This window comes from Nonomuraea rubra (genome assembly GCF_014207985.1).
GTDB classification, from domain to species: Bacteria; Actinomycetota; Actinomycetes; order Streptosporangiales; family Streptosporangiaceae; genus Nonomuraea; species Nonomuraea rubra.
This window is the reverse complement of record NZ_JACHMI010000001.1, coordinates 10,860,287-10,876,438: the sequence shown is the minus strand read 5'-3', so window position 1 is coordinate 10,876,438 and position 16,152 is coordinate 10,860,287. Positions and strand designations below refer to the sequence as shown.

The window sequence follows — 16,152 nt, the reverse complement described above, 5'->3', positions numbered from 1 at the left end:
GGGTCAGCCGGAGGCGCCTCCGGCGAGGATCGAGTTCACGTCGAACTTCTGCTTGAGGTAGCCGAACTCCAGCATGAGGTCCGCCACCCGCTGCACCCGCGCCGGGTCCACGGCCGTGGAGAAGCCGCCGAGCTTCATCGTCGAGGCCGTGGCCTGGTCGATCTTGGTGTACTTCTGCAGCGCGGAGGTGACCTCGGCCGAGTCCGAGCGGGCCAGCTCGGCCGCCTTGCGCAGGGCCCGCTGGAAGGCGGCGACGGCCTTCGGGTTCTGCTGGGCGAAGGTCTCCGTGACGAGGTAACCGGCGATCGGGAAGTCGGCCAGCGGCCCGGTGAACAGGTCGCTGAGGGTGACCGCGCCGAGCGTCTTCGCCGCCGCCTGGTGGAACGGCTCCGGCAGGAGCGCGACGTCCACCTGCCCGCTCTCCAGCGCGCCGGCCATCTCGGGGAACGGCCGCTCGACCCACTTGACGTCCTCCGGCCGCAGCCCCGCGGGCTTGAGCAGGGCGCTCACGGAGAGGGTGGAGATGTTGTTGAGGGTGTTCACGCCGATCGTCCGGCCCTTGAGGTGGGCGATCTCGGTGATCGGCGAGCCCTTCTTCGTCATGAGCAGGAAGTTGCCCGGCTGGGCGGCGTACGCGTCGCCGACGACCTTGATCTTGACGGTGCCGCTCGCAGAGGCGAGCAGGGCGGAGACGTAGTTGCTGTGCAGGATGTCGATCTTGCCGGAGACCAGGTCGGGCATCGCCGCCGCCCCGCCCGAGATCAGCTCCGGCCGCACCGTGAGCCCCTCGGCGGCGAAATAGCCCTTGTCGATGGCGAGCTGAATGGGCGCCACCTCCGGGAGCGGCAACATCCCGATCCTGATTTCGGTCTTTTCCGGGCCGCCGGATTGCGGGGCCGGATCGCCTCCTCCGCCGCAAGCGGTCATCACCAATGCTGCGACGCAGAGGGCTGAAAAGTGCCGGAAACCTAACATGAACGCTCCTCGTGGAGTAAACGCGTCCGATAGGGCCGAGCTGCGATCTTATCCCGTGTCACGGGAAAAGCTCGCTACATTTTTGCGTCATGCCAGGTGAGCGCCCTTTTCTCCAGGAGCAGAAAGCCCTGGTTCAGCAAATAGCCGAGGATTCCGAGCAGGACGATCGCACCCCACACCCCCGGCAGGTCGAACGCCCGCTGCGCGGCCCGGAGCTGGAACCCGATGCCCTCGGTGCTGAAGAACTCGGCGATGACCATGAGGATCAGCGCCAGCGACAGGCTGAGCCGCAGCCCCGCGAAGATCTTGGGAGCCGCCGACGGCAGGATGACCCGCAGCAGCCGCTGCCCGCGCGTGAGCCCGAACACCTGTGCCGTATCCAGGTGCAGTGGCTGGACGCTGCGCGCCCCGTCGGCCGCGTTGAACAGCACCGGCCACACGATCCCGAACGTGATCGTGGCGATCTGCATGCGGGTGCCCGTCGAGAACAGCGCCAGGAACATCGGCAGCAGCGCCGGCGCGGGCAGCGCCCGCCCGAACTGGATGATCGGGTCGAGGAAGCGGTAGAGCAGCGGGGAGCGCCCGATCGCCACGCCGATCGTCACCCCGCCCACCCCGGCCAGCACCCGCCCCGCCAGCAGCCGCCCGAGACTCTGCGGGAAGTTGGCCAGGGCGGTGTCGTTCAGCCAGAGCCGGGAGGGGGAGCCGGTGAACCACAGGTCGCGCATGTGCACGACGATGACCGACGGGGGCGGGAAGAACGGGTGCTGCATGGCCCGCGTGGCGAGCTCCCACACCAGGAGCACGATCGGCACCACCCACAGCCTGGCCGGCCGGGCGAGCACGCGCCGGAGCGCGGTCATGCGGCCGTTCCCGGGTGCCAGTGGAACAGGCGCCGCTCGGCCCAGACGAACGCGCCGTTCGTGGCGATGCCGAGCAGCCCGGCCCAGACGGTGGCGGCCACGGTCAGCGTGAGCCCGTCGGGGCTGCTGCCTGCCAGGATGATGAACGCGCCGATCCCGTCGGAGCCGCCCGCGAGCAGCTCCGTGCTGATGGCCAGGATGAGCGCGATCGTGGCGGCGACCCGTACCCCGGTCGCGATGAACGGGGCCGTGCTCGGCAACGAGACCCGCAGCAGCACCGCCGGCCGGCCGAACCCGAACGCCCGCAGGGTCTCCTTGGCCAGGGGATCGACCTCTCTCAGGCCGTACATGGTGTTGATCAGGATCGGCCACGTGGACGCGTACATGATCATCGCGATCTTCATGTCCAGCCGCTCGGTGAACACGAACGCCGCGAGCGGGATGAGCGCCACGGACGGGATCGGCCGCAGGAACTCGATCACCGGGCGCAACGCCCGCTCCACCGCCGGCACGCTGCCGAGCAGCAGCCCCGCCGGTACGGCAACCGCCACGGTCAGCGCCAGCCCCAGCGCCCACGCCGCGAACGTGGCGCCCACGTCCCAGAGGAATTCCTGATCGGCCGCCAGCCCCGCCGCGGTGACCAGCACGGTGGAGGCGAGCGGGAATTGCACGGTGGAAACGAGCCCGAGCCGGCCGGCCGCCTCCGCGAGCAGGAGCAGGCCGGCCACGCCGAGTAAACCGCAGAATAACGCGCTGTCGAAGGGGCGGGAAAAGAGCCGGGGGATCAACAGATCGCCCCGGTGAGGAGAAACGCCATGAAGCTCTCCATATTCCTCCGAGACGGCGAATATGGAGCCAGCGTAACGATCAATTAAGGGGATCGGCGAGAGCCCGGCGTTGTTCGGCGGTGAGCGGACGGGTGGGCAGGCCGCGCAGGAGGAGGAAGAGCTTGGCCGTCTCCTCCAGCTCCTCGACGGCGTCCAGCGCCGCGCCGAGGCTCGCCCCGGCGACGATCGGGCCGTGGTTGCTGAGCAGCAGCGCCGGGTGCGTGCGGGCCTTCTCCTCCGCGGCCGGCCCCAGCGCCCGGTCGCCCGGGGCGTAGTAGGGCAGCAGCGGGAGCCGGCCGACGCGCATCGCGAAGTACGCGGTCAGCGGGGGCAGCGCGTCGTCCGGGTCGAGGCCGTCCATGCAGGACACGGCGGCGGCGTGGGTGGAGTGGGTGTGCACGACGGCGGTGGCGCGGGGCCTGGCGCGCAGCAGGGCCGCGTGCAGGAACGCCTCCTTCGACGGCTTCGGGCCGCCGACGTGGGCGCCGGTGAGGTCGATCAGCGACAGCTCGTCCGCCTCGACCGTCCCCAGGCTCGAACCGGTGGGGGTGACGAGGACGTGCTCGCCGGCCCGGACGGACAGGTTGCCGGTGCTGCCGTGGGTGAGGCCGCGCTGGAACAGCGACCGTGCGGCGGCGACGATCGCCTCGCGCTCCGCCCGCATCGCGCCCGTTCCGGATTCCACGCTCATCGAAAGACCTCCATCGAGAGGTGCGGACTCATCGGGGCCTCCGTTGGGAGGTGCGGGCTGATCGGGGCCTCCGTTGTGGGGTGCGGGCTGATCGGGGCCTCCGTTGTGGGGTGCGGGCTGATCGGGGCCTCCGTTGTGAGGTGCGCGTTCACCGGGAGGCCTCCAGCAGCAGCCTGGGGTCGCCGAAGTTGCCGGACTTCAGCAGCAGGGCGGGCCCGGAGGGGGTGAAGATCCAGGGGACGCCGCGCGTCGCCTCGGCCCCGATCACGCCGCCGGGCACCCCGAGCGCGCTCACGACCGCGCCGGACGTCTCCCCGCCCGCAGTGATCAGCCGGGTGACGCCCCGCTCGACCAGCCCCCTGGCGATGCGGCCGATGGCCGCCTCCAGGATCGAGGCCGACCGCTCGGCCCCCAGGGCCTCCTGCACGCGGCGCAGCTTCGCCGGCTCCAGCGACGAGTAGATCAAGGGGGCGCCGGTGTCCTGGCGCAGGGTGTCGTACCAGGCCAGAGCAGCCCTGGCGAGCGAGTCGGCGTTCTGGTCGGCCAGCGCGTCCAGCCGGTAGGCCGGCCGGCCCGCCTCGATCATGGCCTGCACCTGCTGGAGCGTACGGGCCGAGCAACTGCCCGCCAGCACGGCGGCCGGCCCGGACGGCTCGGGCGCCGGCGCCTCGCCGTGCCCGGCACCCGCACGGGCCGCCGCGAGCCCGCCCGCGAGCCCCGCCGCCCCCGCCACCAGCGGCGCGCGGGCCAGCGCGCGGCCGGCCGTCATCAGGTCGTCGTCCTCCAGCGCGTCCACGAACGCGTACCGCACCCCCTGCTCGCGCAGCTCGGCCAGCCGCCGCTGCACCCCCTGCCCGCGTACGTGAGGCAGCGTCACGACCCCGGACCGGTACGCGCTCTGCGCCTCCAGCAGGCGCGGCAGGTACGAGTCGGTCATCGGGGTGAGCGGGTGGTGGCTCATGTGGGACTCGCCGAGCAGCACGTCCCCGACGAAGAGGTAGCCGTTGTACTGGGTGCGGCCGTGCTCGGGCGAGCTCGGCGTCATGGGGACGATGGGCGCGTCCATGGCGTCGGCCAGCGCGTCCAGCACCGGGCCGATGTTGCCGTCGGGGGTGGAGTCGAAGGTGGAGCAGTACTTGAAGTAGACCTGCTCGGCGGCGCCGTGCGCGCGCAGCCAGCGCAGCGCGCGCAGGGAGCGGGCCACCGCGTCGGCCTTGTGGATCGTGCGGGTCTTGAGCGCGATCACGACGGCGTCGTGCTCGGGGGCCTCGGCGCCCTGGGGAGGGAGCCCGAAGTACAGCAGGGTGCGGATGCCCCGGCGGCGCAGCGCCACGGCCACGTCCGTCGCGCCGGTGACGTCGTCCGCGATGGCGCCGATCATGGGTGCCCCGCTGAGCCGGTCTCGATGCTGTCGTGATGCGAGTCGAACATGATGCCGACGGTATCGGCGCCAGGTCACCGGGCGGTCCGCGCCCCCTGGACGGGTTCAGCTCGTGATGGTCTGGTCACGCAGCTCGAAGTAGCTGGTGTGGTCGGTCTGCAGGTAGGCGTGGAAGTTCGGGGCCTTGGCGCCGGCCGACTTGTCGGCGGTGACGATGGTGACGACCACGTAGTTCTTGGACGCTCCCGAGAGGATCTTGCCGTAGGTGTAGCGGGCGAGCGCCTTGTCCTGGCGCCATTTGACGGCGTTCGACGACAGCTTCGCCAGCCGGTCGGCCGTGGTCTTGGCGGCCCGGTCGGTGGGGAAGGACATCATGACCTGGACGGCCTTGAGGTGGCCGCTGTAGGCGGAGTAGGCGAGCTGCACGGCTCGCTCGCACTTGTTCTTGGCCAGCACGCCCTCGCCGTCGACCGGGGCGCACGAGCTGTAGTTCCAGCCGCCGACCTTGTCGGCCTTGAACTTGATGCCGCCCAGGGCGAAGTTCCAGTCGTTGAACTCCTGGTGGGTGATCGGCGAGCCGGGCTCGGCCTGGCTGGAGGTCGCCGGGGTGTCGTCGGGGGTGTCGGAGGGGGCGGGCGAGGGTTCGTCCGACGTGTCCGGGGTGGCCGACGGGGCGGGCTCCGTGGTGGTGGGGGTGCCGCTGGGCATGGCGATCTTGGGGGCCGGGCCCGGGGAGCTCAGGTACGCGTACGCGGCCCAGCCGCCGCCGCCCAGGAGGAGCACGGCGAGGCCCGTCACCAGGCCGACGATCAGCGCTGTGTTGCTCTTGGCCGGGGGCCTGGGCGGATAACCCGGCGGGCCGTACGGGGGCTGGTTCCCGTGCGGCGGTTGGTTGCCGTGCGGCGGCTGATTTCCGTACGAGGGCTGGTTCCCATACGGCGGCTGGCTTCCGTACGGGGGCTGGTTCCCGTGCGGGGGCTGGTTCGCGTATGGCGGTGGCATAGCCGGGCCCGGGCCAGGGCCCTGTCCCTGTCCGGCGCCCCACGGTCCAGGCTGCTGGGGGTGGGGTTGCGGAGGCTGCGGAGGGTATGCCATGCCCCCATTGTGGTGCAGCTCCCTACCTTCCGCCCCAATTACCCCACCAATTGCCACATCGGACGGCGCCCGCGATCCCTTGGTCGCCGGGAGCCAGACCAAGGTCGGATGCCCGGGCAGACGAGCCGTCCGTAGCTTCGGCCTCATGACAGAAGTGCGCACGCCACCCGCCAGCCGGGTCCACGAGGTCGACGTGGTGCGCGGGTTCGCGCTCGCGGGCATCCTGGTGGCCAACATCGGCTACTTCGCCGACCCCGGCTACGCCGTCAACGGCACCATGCCCATCCCCGACGGCCCGGTGGCCTCGGTCATCACCGCGCTCGTGCTGACCAAGTTCTACATCATCTTCTCGTTCCTGTTCGGCTACTCGTTCACGCTGCAGCTGCGCTCGGCGGAGCGGGCGGGCGCGAGCGTGCGGGCCAGGACGCTGCGCCGGTGCCTGGGGCTGTTCGTGATCGGCGTCGCGCACGGGATCCTGCTGTGGATCGGGGACATCCTCACCCTGTACGCCGTGCTCGGCCTGCTCCTGCTCGCGATGCGCGGCATGCGGCCGAGGACCGCCGTGGTGACCGGTTCGGTCATCGTGGGCGTGCTGGCCCTGCTGTGGGCGGGGCTGGCGGCGCTGTCCACGCTCGACCCGGCGGCCGGCCAGGCCCCTCCGGCCGACGCGGCGGCCGCGGCCCGCACGATGGCCCTGGCCACGGGCAGCCCGCTCGACGTCCTCACCCTGCAACTGGAGCTCTACCCGCCGCTCGCCGCGATGGTCTGGGCCTTCCAGGGGCCGATGGCGCTGGCCATGTTCCTGTTCGGGCTGGCGGCGGGCAGGACCAGGGTGCTGGAGGAGACCGGGCGGTGGTGGCACCTGGCGACGCGGATCCAGTGGATCGGGTTCGGGCTCGGGCTGCCGGGCGGGGTGCTGCTCGCGGTGACGGCCGGCCGGCCCGGCGCGTGGGAGCTGGTCGGTACGGCGGCGACCACGGTCACCTCGGTGCCGCTGGCCGCCGCGTACGTGGTGACGCTGCTGCGCGTGACCCGCCGCTTCCCCGCGGCCGGGCGCGCGCTGGCCCCGGCGGGACGGGCGGCGGCCTCCAACTACCTCGGCCAGTCGGTGCTCTGCTGCCTGGTCTTCACCGGCTACGGCCTGGCGCTGGCGGGCAGGCTGTCGCCGCTCGCCGTGATGGGGGTGGCCGCGGTGATCTACACGGTGCTGCTGGGGTTGAGCGCCTGGTGGTTGCGTACGCACCGGTACGGCCCGGTCGAGTACGTCCTGCGCCGCGTCACCAACGGGACCTAGGCGGCGCAGCGGCGGTACCGGCCGGGCGCCACGCCGTACTCCCGCTTGAAGGCGTTGCCGAAGGCGAACTCCGAGGTGTACCCCACCCGCTCGGCCACCTCCGACACCGGCGCGTCGGACTCGCGCAGGATGCGGGCCGCGCTCGCCAGCCGCCACCAGGTCAGGTACGCCAGCGGCGACTGCCCGACCAGCGCCGTGAAGCGGCGCGCGAAGCCGGCCCGCGACAGGCCCGCGTGGGCGCCCAGCGACTCGACCGTCCAGCGGCGGCCCGGTTCGCTGTGGATGGCGTTGAGCGCGCGGCCGATGGCGGGGTCGGCCAGCGCGCCCGCCCAGCCGGACAGCGTGCAGGGCTCGTCGGCCTTGTCGAACCAGGCCCGCAGGATGTACAGCTGCAACGCGTCGAGCAGGGACGACACGACGGTGTCCGCACCGAGGCGCGGGTTGTCGATCTCGCCGGCCAGCAGCTCGACCGCGGCCCTCAGCTCCGGGTCGCAGCCGAGCGTCGCCGGCAGGTGGATCACGGCGGGCAGCGAGCCCAGGATGGGGTGGACCCGGTCGGGGTCGGTACGGTAACCGCAGGACAGGATGACCGTCTCGGCCCCGGTGCCGTCGAAGCCGGCCGAGCGGAACAGCTCGTCGTGCGGCGCGCAGTCCGCCTCGACCAGCGGCCGCGCGGGATCGTCTGCCAGCCCGAACGCGTCGCCGTGCGGCAGGAACACCACGTCGCCCACGTTCAGCCGGACGGGCTCGCCGTCGGCGGGCATGAGCCAGCAGGCCCCGCGCAGCACCACGTGGAAGCCCGCGGACCCGGGCAGCGCGGGGAACGACCGCCCCCACGGGGCGCGCCACGAGATGCGGGTGGAGGCCGGCCGGCCCGTCCGCATGAACGCGACCACGTCGCTCAACACATCCATGAGTGTCGAGTCTAACCCCTGAGACGATGACGTATAAATCGGGTACAGCAGCGCATTCAGTATCTCCGCCTCCCCTCCTACGGTGTTTCAGGTAACCGAACCCCTGAAGGGAAGCACCGACATGCTGAAGGTTGGCATCATCCTGGGCAGCACCCGTCCCGGGCGCGTGGGCGACGTGGTGGCGAACTGGGTCCGCGATCTGGCGGCCAAGCGGGGCGACGCCGAGTACGAGATCATCGACCTGAAGGACTACGACCTGGGCAACATCGACGAGCCCGAGCACCCCGCCACGGGCATCTACCAGCACGAGCACACCAAGCGCTGGTCGTCCAAGATCTCGGCGATGGACGCGTTCGTGATCGTGACCCCCGAGTACAACAACTCCTTCACAGGCGCGCTCAAGAACGCCCTGGACTTCCTCTACCTGGAGTGGAAGGACAAGGCGGCCGGGTTCGTCGGCTACGGAGTGGACGGGGCGCCCCGGGCGATCTCGCACCTGCGGGACGTCCTCGGCCTGCTCGGCGTGGCCACCGTGTCGAGCCAGGTCGGCCTGTCGCTCAGCGCCGACTTCGCCGGCGGCTTCAACCCGGCGAGCTACCACGAGGAGCGGCTCACCAACGTCCTCGACCAGCTCAACGCCTGGGGCGCGGCCCTGCGCCCGGTGAGGGGGTGAGCCGGGCAAGCAGCTCTCCGCTCCTGGAGCGGCAGCCGTCCGGGCTCTCCTGAACGGGCACCCGCCCGCTGCTGCCGACCCAGGCGGCGCGCGCCCGGCTCAGGCGGGCCTGCGGCCTCGGGTGGCATGCGCCCGGCTCAGGTGGTCTGCGGCCTCGGGTGGCATGCGCCCGGCTCAGGTGGTCTCCGCGATGATGGTGCCGATCGTCTGGGCGGTGGTGAAGTCGGGGGCGAGCCGGTTCTTCGTGAGGGCGAACGTCACGCCGGTGGCGGTGTCGGCGCAGGCGTAGCTGCCGCCGCTGCCCGCCCAGCCGAACACGGTCGGCGTGTCGCCGGGATCGGTGCCCAGGCGGCCGGCGGCGTACCCGTTCGACAGCACCGCGCGGTTGCCGAACACCCGGTCCACGTCGTCCACGACCGGGGTGCTCAGCTCGCGCAGCCGTTCCGGAGAGATCAGCCGGACACCGTCGACCGGGCCGAGCAGGGCGGCGTACATGCGGGCCGCGGCCCGGGCGGTGAACTGGCCCGCCGCCGGGATCGCCGCGGACAGCACGTCGGGCCGGTTCCCGAACGCGGCGGTCGGCTGCACCCCGCGCGGCGCCACCGCCAGGGCGGGCGAGCCGTCGGGCGGCTCGGCGTAGCCGGGTACGTCCTCGAGCCGGGCGAGCCGGCCCAGCTCGGCCGGGGGCACGCCGAGGAACAGCTCATCCGCCACCTTCAGCGGCCCCGCCACCTCCTGCGCGAACGCCCTGGAGACGGGCATGCCGGTGACCCGCCGTACGACCTCGCCGACGACGTAGCCGAAGGTGTAGGAGTGGTAGCCGGTCCCGCTGCCCGGCTCCCACCACGGCCGGGCGCCGGCGACCAGCGCGCACATCCGGCCCCAGTCGCACAGGTCCTCCGGGGTGACGTCGGCCGGCAGCCCCGGCACGCCTGTCGCGTGGGTCAGCGCGTCGCGCACCGTGGCCGCGCCCTTGCCGTGGGCCGCGAACTCCGGCCAGATCTCGGCGATCGGCGTGTCGTAGCCGAGCGCGCCGCGTTCGGCGAGCACGTGCACGAGGGCGGCCGTCAGGCCCTTGCCCGCCGAGAAGGCGTGGAACGGCGTGCCGGACGTCACCGGCCGCCCGGTGCGCGGGTCGGCCGTCCCGGCCACGACGTCGGCGACCTGCTCGCCGTGCCGGTAGACGGCGATCTGCAGCCCGCGCTCGGCCCCGGAGCGTACGAGCTCGTCGGCCGCCTCCTGGAGCCGCCGCTGCAACCCGCTCACGAGCCCACCTCGATGCGGTGGACGAGGCCGGCGATCCGGGCGGCCAGCTCGGGCCACAACGCCCTGGGCAGGTGGTGCCCCATGCCGTCGATCACGACCAGCTCGGCCCCCGGGATCGCCTCCGCCGTGGCCCTGCCGCCGCTGACGTCGCACATCAGGTCGGCGGCCCCGTGGATCACCAGCGCCGGCACGCGTACGGAACGGAGCCGCTCCGTCCGGTCCCCCGAGGCGATGGCGGCGACGCTCTGCCGCGTCACGCCGGCGGGGTCGTAGGCCCGGTCGTAGGCGCGCGTGGCGCGCTCGCGCAGCTCGTCCTCGCCGGACGGGTAGCCGGGCGACCCGACGAGCAGGAATGCCTTGACCCAGTGCTCGATCACGTCCTCCCGCGCGGCGGGCGGCGGCCCCGTCATCCGGGACAGCGCCTCGCGGTCGGGCCCGCCGACGCCGGGCGCCCCCGTCGTGCTCATCATCGAGGTCAGGGACCGGATCCGGGCGGGATGCTCGATCGCGACCGTCTGGGCGATCATCCCGCCCAGCGAGGCGCCGACGAGATGCGCGCTGTCCAGCCCGAGCGCGTCGAGCAGGCCGACGGTGTCGGCCGCCATGTCGGACAGGGTGTAGGAGGCCGAGGACGGGTCACCGGCCAGCGCCGCCGGCAGGTCGGGCTCCGGCGCGTCGTGGAAGTGCGTCGACAGGCCGGCGTCGCGGTTGTCGAACCTGATCACCTGGCAGCCGCGCGCCACCAGCTCCGCGCAGAACCCCTCGGGCCAGTGGATGAGCTGCGCGCCTGCGCCCATCACCAGCAGCACGGGCGGCGCCTGCGGGTCGCCGAGCCGTTCGTACGTCACCTCGATCTTGGCAGGGCCGACCTCGAACGCCTTTTCCTCGCCCATCACGGCACCATCTCCTCGTCGGCCATCGTATTTCGCGGAGGCGGCGGCACGGCCATTTCTGGGTTCCGCCACAAACGAAATACGGAGGTGATTGTTCAGGGTTTACGGGCGACGCCGGCCAGCACGGTGTAGTGCGTCAGATCCTGGCGGACGACGTCGCCCGGCTCGGCGCGCCACTCGGCCAGCGGCACCAGGCCCGGCTCGACGAGGTCCAGGTCGCCGAAGTACGACGCGATCTCCGCCCGCGTACGCCAGCGCCCGGTCCCCAGGTTCTGGTTGAAGCTGCGCTCCGCCTCGACGGCGACCCTGGACGCCTCCGGGTGCTCGTCGCCGGGGTTGTGGAAGTGCACGATGGCCAGGTGGCTGCCGGGGGCGAGGACGGAGCGGAACGCGGCCATCACGCCCGACGGGTCCTCGTCGTCGTTGACGTGGTGCAGCACGGAGACGAGCAGCAGCCCGAGCGGCCGCCCGAAGTCCAGGTGCCGCAGGACCTCGGGATGGTCCAGGATCTCCCCGGGGTTGCGGATGTCGCCGGAGACGACCGTGGTCCGGTCGTCGGCGGCGAGCAGCGCGCGGCCGTAAGCCGGCACGATGGGGTCGTGGTCCACGTAGACCACGTGCGCGTCGGGGGCCAGTGCCTGGGCGATCTCGTGGACGTTGCCCTGCGTGGGAAGGCCGGAGCCGAGATCGAGGAACTGCCGTATGCCCGCCTCGGCCGCCAAGTGGCGCACGGCCCGGCGCAGGAAGGCCCGGTTGGCCCGGCCGGCCTCCCGCGCGTCCGGGGCGATCTTCAGGGCCTCCTCGGCGACCTTGCGGTCGACCTCGAAGTTGTTCTTGCCGCCGAGGAAATAGTCGTAAACGCGGGCGATGCTGGGTTGGGTGGGGTCTACTCCCGGGGTGCCCATTCCTGCATGGAACGGATCGTAGCCCGCATTCTGGGGGGTAGAAATAGTTGATTTTTGAGAAGTTTGTTGGGGTTTGCGGGGATCCGGTGGTGACATTGTTCGCCGCGCTCACGGCTGAAATTCCCGCTTGCGATCCGCTCCTGGTGATCCACGGTGGCCCCGACTGGGACCACTCGTACCTTCTCGATCCGCTCATCCGGCTCGCCGACCGCCATGACCTGATATTTCCGGACCTGAGGGGGTGCGGGCGATCCACTCGCGGGCTGCCCGACGACCAGTACACCCCGGCCGCCGCGACCGGCGACCTCGTCGCGCTCCTCGACGCGCTCGGCGTGGCCACGACGGACGTGCTCGGGTTCTCCTACGGTGGTCTGATCGCGCAACGGCTGGCACTGGCCGCGCCCGATCGGGTGCGGCGGCTCGTGATCGCCTCCAGCAGCGTGCTGCCCGTCCCCCCGAACGCCTTCGCGGGCTGGCCGGAACGCGACCGCCGCACCGCCGCCGCGGCGGCCGTATGGTCCAACGCGGCACCGACCGGCCGCGACCAGGCCGCCTCCGATCCGGCCGCCTCCGATCCGGCTGGCGCCGATCCGACCGGCCCCGAGCTGACGCGGGCGGCGGCTTTCGCCGGGGCCGAGGCTGACGTCTGGCGTGCGGAGGCCCTGGACGGCTACCGCGACCGCCTCGCCCGCGTCCGCTTCTCGGCCGAGTGGCTGCGGCCGTGGCGGGCGGGGAAGCTGCCCGGGGCCCGCCCCGGCGACGCCGCCGCGCGCCTGGCCGCGCTCGGCGTGCCGATCCTGCTGCTGCACGGCAGGCAGGACATGACGTTCCCCGCCGCCCAGGCCGAACGGGCGGCGGAGCTGATCCCGCGGGCGCGCGCCGTACTGCTCGACGAGGCCGGGCACATGGCGCACGTGGACCGGCCCCGCGCGTGGCTGGAGGCGGTGGCCGCCTTCCTGGAACGACCTTCCCTGGACGACCCCGTCCAGCCGAGTTCCTGAGACGATCAGGTCCAGCCGACGAGAAGGAACAGCACGCATGACCCACGCACTGCCGGTCACCCTGGACGACGTCCACGACGCCGCCGCGCGCCTCAAGGGCGTCGCCCACCGCACGCCCGTCCTGCGCTCGCGTACCCTCGACTCCCTGGTGGGCGCCGAGGTCTTCGTCAAGTGCGAGAACTTCCAGCGCATCGGGGCGTTCAAGTTCCGCGGGGCCTACAACGCCGTCTCCCGGCTCACCCAGGAGCAGCTGGCCAGGGGCATCGCCGCGTACTCCTCCGGCAACCACGCCCAGGCGGCGGCCCTGGCCGCGCGCGAGCTGGGCGGTACCGCGGTGATCGTCATGCCCGAGGACACCCCGCGTTCCAAGCTGGAGGCCACCGCCGGTTACGGCGCCGAGATCGTCACCTACGACCGTTACACCGGCGACCGGGTGGCCATCGGGGAGGCGCTGGCGGCCGAGCGCGGCCTGACGCTGATCCCCCCGTACGAGCACCCGCACGTCATCGCCGGCCAGGGCACCGCCGCGCTGGAGCTGATCGAGGACGTCGAGGACCTCGACGCGCTGCTCGTCCCGGTCGGCGGCGGCGGCCTCATCGCCGGCTGCGCCACGGCCGCCAAGGGCCTGCTGCCCCGGATCCGGATGATCGGCGTCGAGCCGGAGGCGGGCGACGACACCAAGCGGTCGCTGGAGGCGGGGGAGCGGGTGTCGATCCCGATCCCGCGCACGATCGCCGACGGCCAGGCGGCCGAGATCCCGGGCGAGCTGACGTTCTCCATCAACCGGCACCTCGTGGACGGCATCGCCCTGGTGAGCGAGGACGACATCCGCGCGGCCATGCGCTTCGCCTTCGAGCGGATGAAGATCGTCATCGAGCCCAGCGGCGCCACCCCGCTGGCCGCGTTGCTGTCCGGACGGGTCACCGGCCTGCCGCGCAGGGTCGGCGTGATCGTCTCAGGCGGGAACGTCGACGCCCGCCGCTTCGCCGAGCTGTGCGGCTCGTGAGCCTCAGAACTGCCGCCGGCGGACCAGCCACAGGCACAGCCCCATGAGCCCCAGGGTGAGTGCGGCGTAGAGGCCGGTCTCGAACCACTGCAGCGGCCAGAACCGGCTGGAAGGGTGGTAGGCGACGTCCTGCCGGTAGCCCAGCCGGTTCAGCTCGTCGAGGCAGATGTCCCCGCTCCTCTCAGGAGGTCCCTCCGGCTGGGCCCGGAGGTCGCAGGGGCCGGCGGTCGTGGGCACGGGGACGAGCGTGCCGTCCTCGGACGCCAGGCCGGGGACGGTGGTGCTCGACGGGCCGACGATCCGGCTGGACAGCGCCCAGGCGCCGGGGTCGCCGGGCACGCGCGTGTCCACGGCCACGGCCAGCTCGCCCTCGCGGCCTCTGAGCAGCTGGTCCACGTTCGAGGGGGAGAGCTCGAACGAGGCGCGGGCCGGGGGGAGCAGGTGAGGTCTGACGAGGATCGGCATGGCGATCTGGACGGCGGTGAACAGCACCAGGGTGACGGCCATCGCGGGCAGGGGACGGCGTACGAGCATCCCCACGGTCACCCCGAGAGCGAACGCGAAGGCCGCGTACCCGATGGGGGCGACCCCGCGCCCGCCGAACACCAGCGGCCCCATCAGCGGGAACTCCACGGCGGCCCGGTCGAGCGCGCCGGCCCACCAGCTCACCGCGAGGCTGACCAGCCCGCCGGCCACCGCGGCGGCCACGCCGATGAGCGCGAGCTTGACGGCCAGCCAGCGCGTACGGGTGATGCTCTGGCTCCACACCAGCAGGTGCGTGCCCGCCTCCAGCTCGCGCGTGATCAGCGGCGCCCCCCAGAAGAGCCCGATGAGCGCGGGCAGGACCAGGGCGGCGGCGGTGACGCCGAGGAACGGGGTCTGGTGCTCGTCGAAGAACCGGTCGAGGAACCGCGCGCAGTCCCCGCCCCGCGCGCACAGGTCGAGGCCCTGCGCGTACTGGTCGACGAGCGCGGTGCGCGACACGGCCAGGACCGCGACGAGCACGCCGAGCGCGGCGGCCGTCATCGCGGCGGCGGCGCGGAACTGCCGCCAGGCCAGCCAGATCACCGCACCACCGCCAGCGCGGGCCGCCGGCGGCGGACGGGGGCGGCCTGCTCCAGGTACGCCAGGACGAGGTCTTCCATGGTGAGCCGGCCGACCGTCCAGGCCGGGTCGAGGATGGGCCCCTCGGCGCGGACGATGAACGTGCTCTGCCGGTCGGTGTGCCGGGCGGAGACGACGTACTGGTCCGCGGGGAGGCGGTCGGGGTCGCGGCGCGGGCCGGTGAGCCGGTGGTGGGTGGCCAGCAGCTCGTCCACCTCCCCGGCCAGGCGGACCCGCGAGTCGACGAGCACGATCAGGTAGTCGCAGGTGCGTTCCAGGTCGGAGACCAGGTGCGAGGAGAGCAGCACGCTCAGCTCGTGCTCGGCGGTGGCCTCCATCAGGCCGCGCAGGAACTCGCGGCGGGCCAGCGGATCGAGCGCGGCCACCGGCTCGTCCAGGACCAGCAGCTCGGGCCGCTTGGCCAGGCCCAGAGTGAGGGCGAGCTGGGCCCGCTCGCCGGCCGACAGCCTGCTCGCGCGGCGCCCGGGGTCGAGGCCGAGCCGGTCGATCCGCTCCTCCGCCAGCGCGGCGTCCCAGCCGGAGTTGAGCCGGGCGCCCAGCCGCAGGTGCTCGGCCACGGTCAGGCCGGCGTAGGTGGGGGTGTCCTGGGCGACGAAACCGACCCTGGCCAGGTGCGCCCGGTCACCGGGCGGGCCGCCGAGCACGCTGATCCGTCCCGACGTCGGAGCGAGCTGGCCGCAGGCGAGCTTCAGCAGCGTGGTCTTCCCCGCCCCGTTGGGGCCGACCAGGCCGACGACGTGCCCGGCGGGGACGTCGATCGTGCAGTCTCGTAACGCCCAGCGGCGGCCGTACTTCTTGCCCAGGTCCTGGGCCTGCAGGACAGCGGTCACGCGATGTCCTCCTGCGCCGTGTTCCGGAAGGTGGTCATGAACAGGGCCTCGATGCTCTCGTCGTCGAGCCCGGCCGCGCGCGCCCTGGCCAGCCAGCGCCGCAGCTCCTGCCGCAGCGGGCCGTGCGCGGCGAGCGTGGCGTCGGTCAGCGTCGCCGTCACGAACGTCCCGACCCCGGGCCTGGCGGCGACGAGCTTCTCGTGTTCCAGCTCCCGGTACGCCTTCAGCACGGTGTTGGGGTTGATCGCGAGCTGGGCCACCACCTCCTTGACCGTAGGCAACCGGTCGCCCTCGCGCAGCAGGCCCAGCCGCAGCGCGTGCCGTACCTGCCGGACGAGCTGCTGGTACGGCGAGACCCCCGACCCGCTGTCCAGATGGAACTCGATCACCGGTTTCTCCATTTAGCTAGTCTC

The 16,152-nt window shown here is 72.6% G+C and carries 17 protein-coding genes; 4 read left to right on the top strand and 13 right to left on the bottom strand.

The features are described 5' to 3' along the window. Positions 1–3: 3 nt before the first annotated feature. The 6 genes from HD593_RS49585 to HD593_RS49560 all read right to left on the bottom strand — a co-directional run bounded on the left by HD593_RS49585 (position 4) and on the right by HD593_RS49560 (position 5,535). Positions 4–927 carry an ABC transporter substrate-binding protein gene (locus HD593_RS49585; RefSeq protein ID WP_281402516.1) on the bottom strand — a complete coding sequence of 308 codons (924 nt, stop codon included), beginning with the start codon at positions 925–927 and terminating at the stop codon, positions 4–6. Between the two features lie 122 nt (positions 928–1,049). After that, on the bottom strand, positions 1,050–1,838 hold the full coding sequence (locus HD593_RS49580; protein WP_185109840.1) for an ABC transporter permease: 789 nt from the start codon (positions 1,836–1,838) through the stop codon (positions 1,050–1,052). Next, positions 1,835–2,566 (bottom strand): ABC transporter permease, encoded by a 732-nt coding sequence (locus HD593_RS49575; RefSeq protein ID WP_312904316.1) that lies wholly within the window; start codon positions 2,564–2,566, stop codon positions 1,835–1,837. Before HD593_RS49575 ends, HD593_RS49580 begins: the two co-directional genes overlap by 4 nt. 139 nt (positions 2,567–2,705) lie before the next feature. Beyond that, positions 2,706–3,356 carry a 3-oxo-tetronate 4-phosphate decarboxylase gene (gene otnC / locus HD593_RS49570; protein ID WP_221525358.1) on the bottom strand — a complete coding sequence of 217 codons (651 nt, stop codon included), beginning with the start codon at positions 3,354–3,356 and terminating at the stop codon, positions 2,706–2,708. 148 nt (positions 3,357–3,504) lie between these two features. Next, complete coding sequence (gene otnK, locus HD593_RS49565) at positions 3,505–4,737, bottom strand: 3-oxo-tetronate kinase (protein WP_185109839.1); 1,233 nt, start codon at positions 4,735–4,737, stop codon at positions 3,505–3,507. Between the two features lie 105 nt (positions 4,738–4,842). After that, positions 4,843–5,535 carry a hypothetical protein gene (locus tag HD593_RS49560; protein ID WP_185109838.1) on the bottom strand — a complete coding sequence of 231 codons (693 nt, stop codon included), beginning with the start codon at positions 5,533–5,535 and terminating at the stop codon, positions 4,843–4,845. Between the two features lie 442 nt (positions 5,536–5,977). Here HD593_RS49560 and HD593_RS49555 point away from each other — a divergent pair, with 442 nt between their 5' ends. After that, positions 5,978–7,126 carry a DUF418 domain-containing protein gene (locus HD593_RS49555; RefSeq protein WP_185109837.1) on the top strand — a complete coding sequence of 383 codons (1,149 nt, stop codon included), beginning with the start codon at positions 5,978–5,980 and terminating at the stop codon, positions 7,124–7,126. On the opposite strand, the gene HD593_RS49550 is transcribed toward HD593_RS49555, so the two are convergent. Continuing rightward, positions 7,123–8,040, bottom strand: coding sequence for an AraC family transcriptional regulator (locus tag HD593_RS49550; protein ID WP_185109836.1), 918 nt, complete (start codon positions 8,038–8,040; stop codon positions 7,123–7,125). The genes HD593_RS49555 and HD593_RS49550 overlap by 4 nt on opposite strands. A gap of 121 nt (positions 8,041–8,161) precedes the next feature. Between HD593_RS49550 and HD593_RS49545 the strand changes: the two genes are divergently transcribed. Further along, entirely contained in the window at positions 8,162–8,713 is a 552-nt protein-coding gene (locus tag HD593_RS49545) for an NADPH-dependent FMN reductase (protein ID WP_185109835.1), read from the top strand. 174 nt (positions 8,714–8,887) lie between these two features. Here HD593_RS49545 and HD593_RS49540 read toward each other — a convergent pair whose 3' ends face one another. From HD593_RS49540 to HD593_RS49530, 3 genes are all read right to left on the bottom strand, one after another. Beyond that, complete coding sequence (locus tag HD593_RS49540) at positions 8,888–9,979, bottom strand: serine hydrolase domain-containing protein (RefSeq protein ID WP_185109834.1); 1,092 nt, start codon at positions 9,977–9,979, stop codon at positions 8,888–8,890. Then, entirely contained in the window at positions 9,976–10,872 is an 897-nt protein-coding gene (locus HD593_RS49535) for an alpha/beta fold hydrolase (protein WP_185112609.1), read from the bottom strand. Before HD593_RS49535 ends, HD593_RS49540 begins: the two co-directional genes overlap by 4 nt. A 95-nt stretch (positions 10,873–10,967) precedes the next feature. After that, positions 10,968–11,777, bottom strand: a complete 810-nt coding sequence (locus HD593_RS49530) for an SAM-dependent methyltransferase (protein ID WP_185109833.1) — start codon at positions 11,775–11,777, stop codon at positions 10,968–10,970. Positions 11,778–11,866: 89 nt separating this feature from the next. Here HD593_RS49530 and HD593_RS49525 point away from each other — a divergent pair, with 89 nt between their 5' ends. Then, positions 11,867–12,778, top strand: a complete 912-nt coding sequence (locus tag HD593_RS49525; RefSeq protein ID WP_312904315.1) for an alpha/beta fold hydrolase — start codon at positions 11,867–11,869, stop codon at positions 12,776–12,778. Between the two features lie 37 nt (positions 12,779–12,815). Continuing rightward, positions 12,816–13,784, top strand: coding sequence for a threo-3-hydroxy-L-aspartate ammonia-lyase (locus tag HD593_RS49520; RefSeq protein ID WP_185109831.1), 969 nt, complete (start codon positions 12,816–12,818; stop codon positions 13,782–13,784). Positions 13,785–13,787: 3 nt separating this feature from the next. Here the strand turns inward: HD593_RS49520 and HD593_RS49515 are convergent, their stop codons facing one another. From HD593_RS49515 to HD593_RS49505, 3 genes are read right to left on the bottom strand one after another with little or no spacing between them, the layout of a single operon-like run. After that, the gene (locus tag HD593_RS49515; protein ID WP_185109830.1) at positions 13,788–14,852 is read right to left on the bottom strand and encodes an ABC transporter permease subunit; all 1,065 of its coding nucleotides are present in this window, start codon (positions 14,850–14,852) and stop codon (positions 13,788–13,790) included. Continuing rightward, complete coding sequence (locus tag HD593_RS49510) at positions 14,849–15,739, bottom strand: ABC transporter ATP-binding protein (RefSeq protein WP_185109829.1); 891 nt, start codon at positions 15,737–15,739, stop codon at positions 14,849–14,851. Before HD593_RS49510 ends, HD593_RS49515 begins: the two co-directional genes overlap by 4 nt. Continuing rightward, positions 15,736–16,128, bottom strand: a complete 393-nt coding sequence (locus HD593_RS49505; protein ID WP_312904314.1) for a GntR family transcriptional regulator — start codon at positions 16,126–16,128, stop codon at positions 15,736–15,738. The genes HD593_RS49510 and HD593_RS49505 overlap by 4 nt, the downstream gene beginning before the upstream one ends. Positions 16,129–16,152 lie beyond the last annotated feature (24 nt).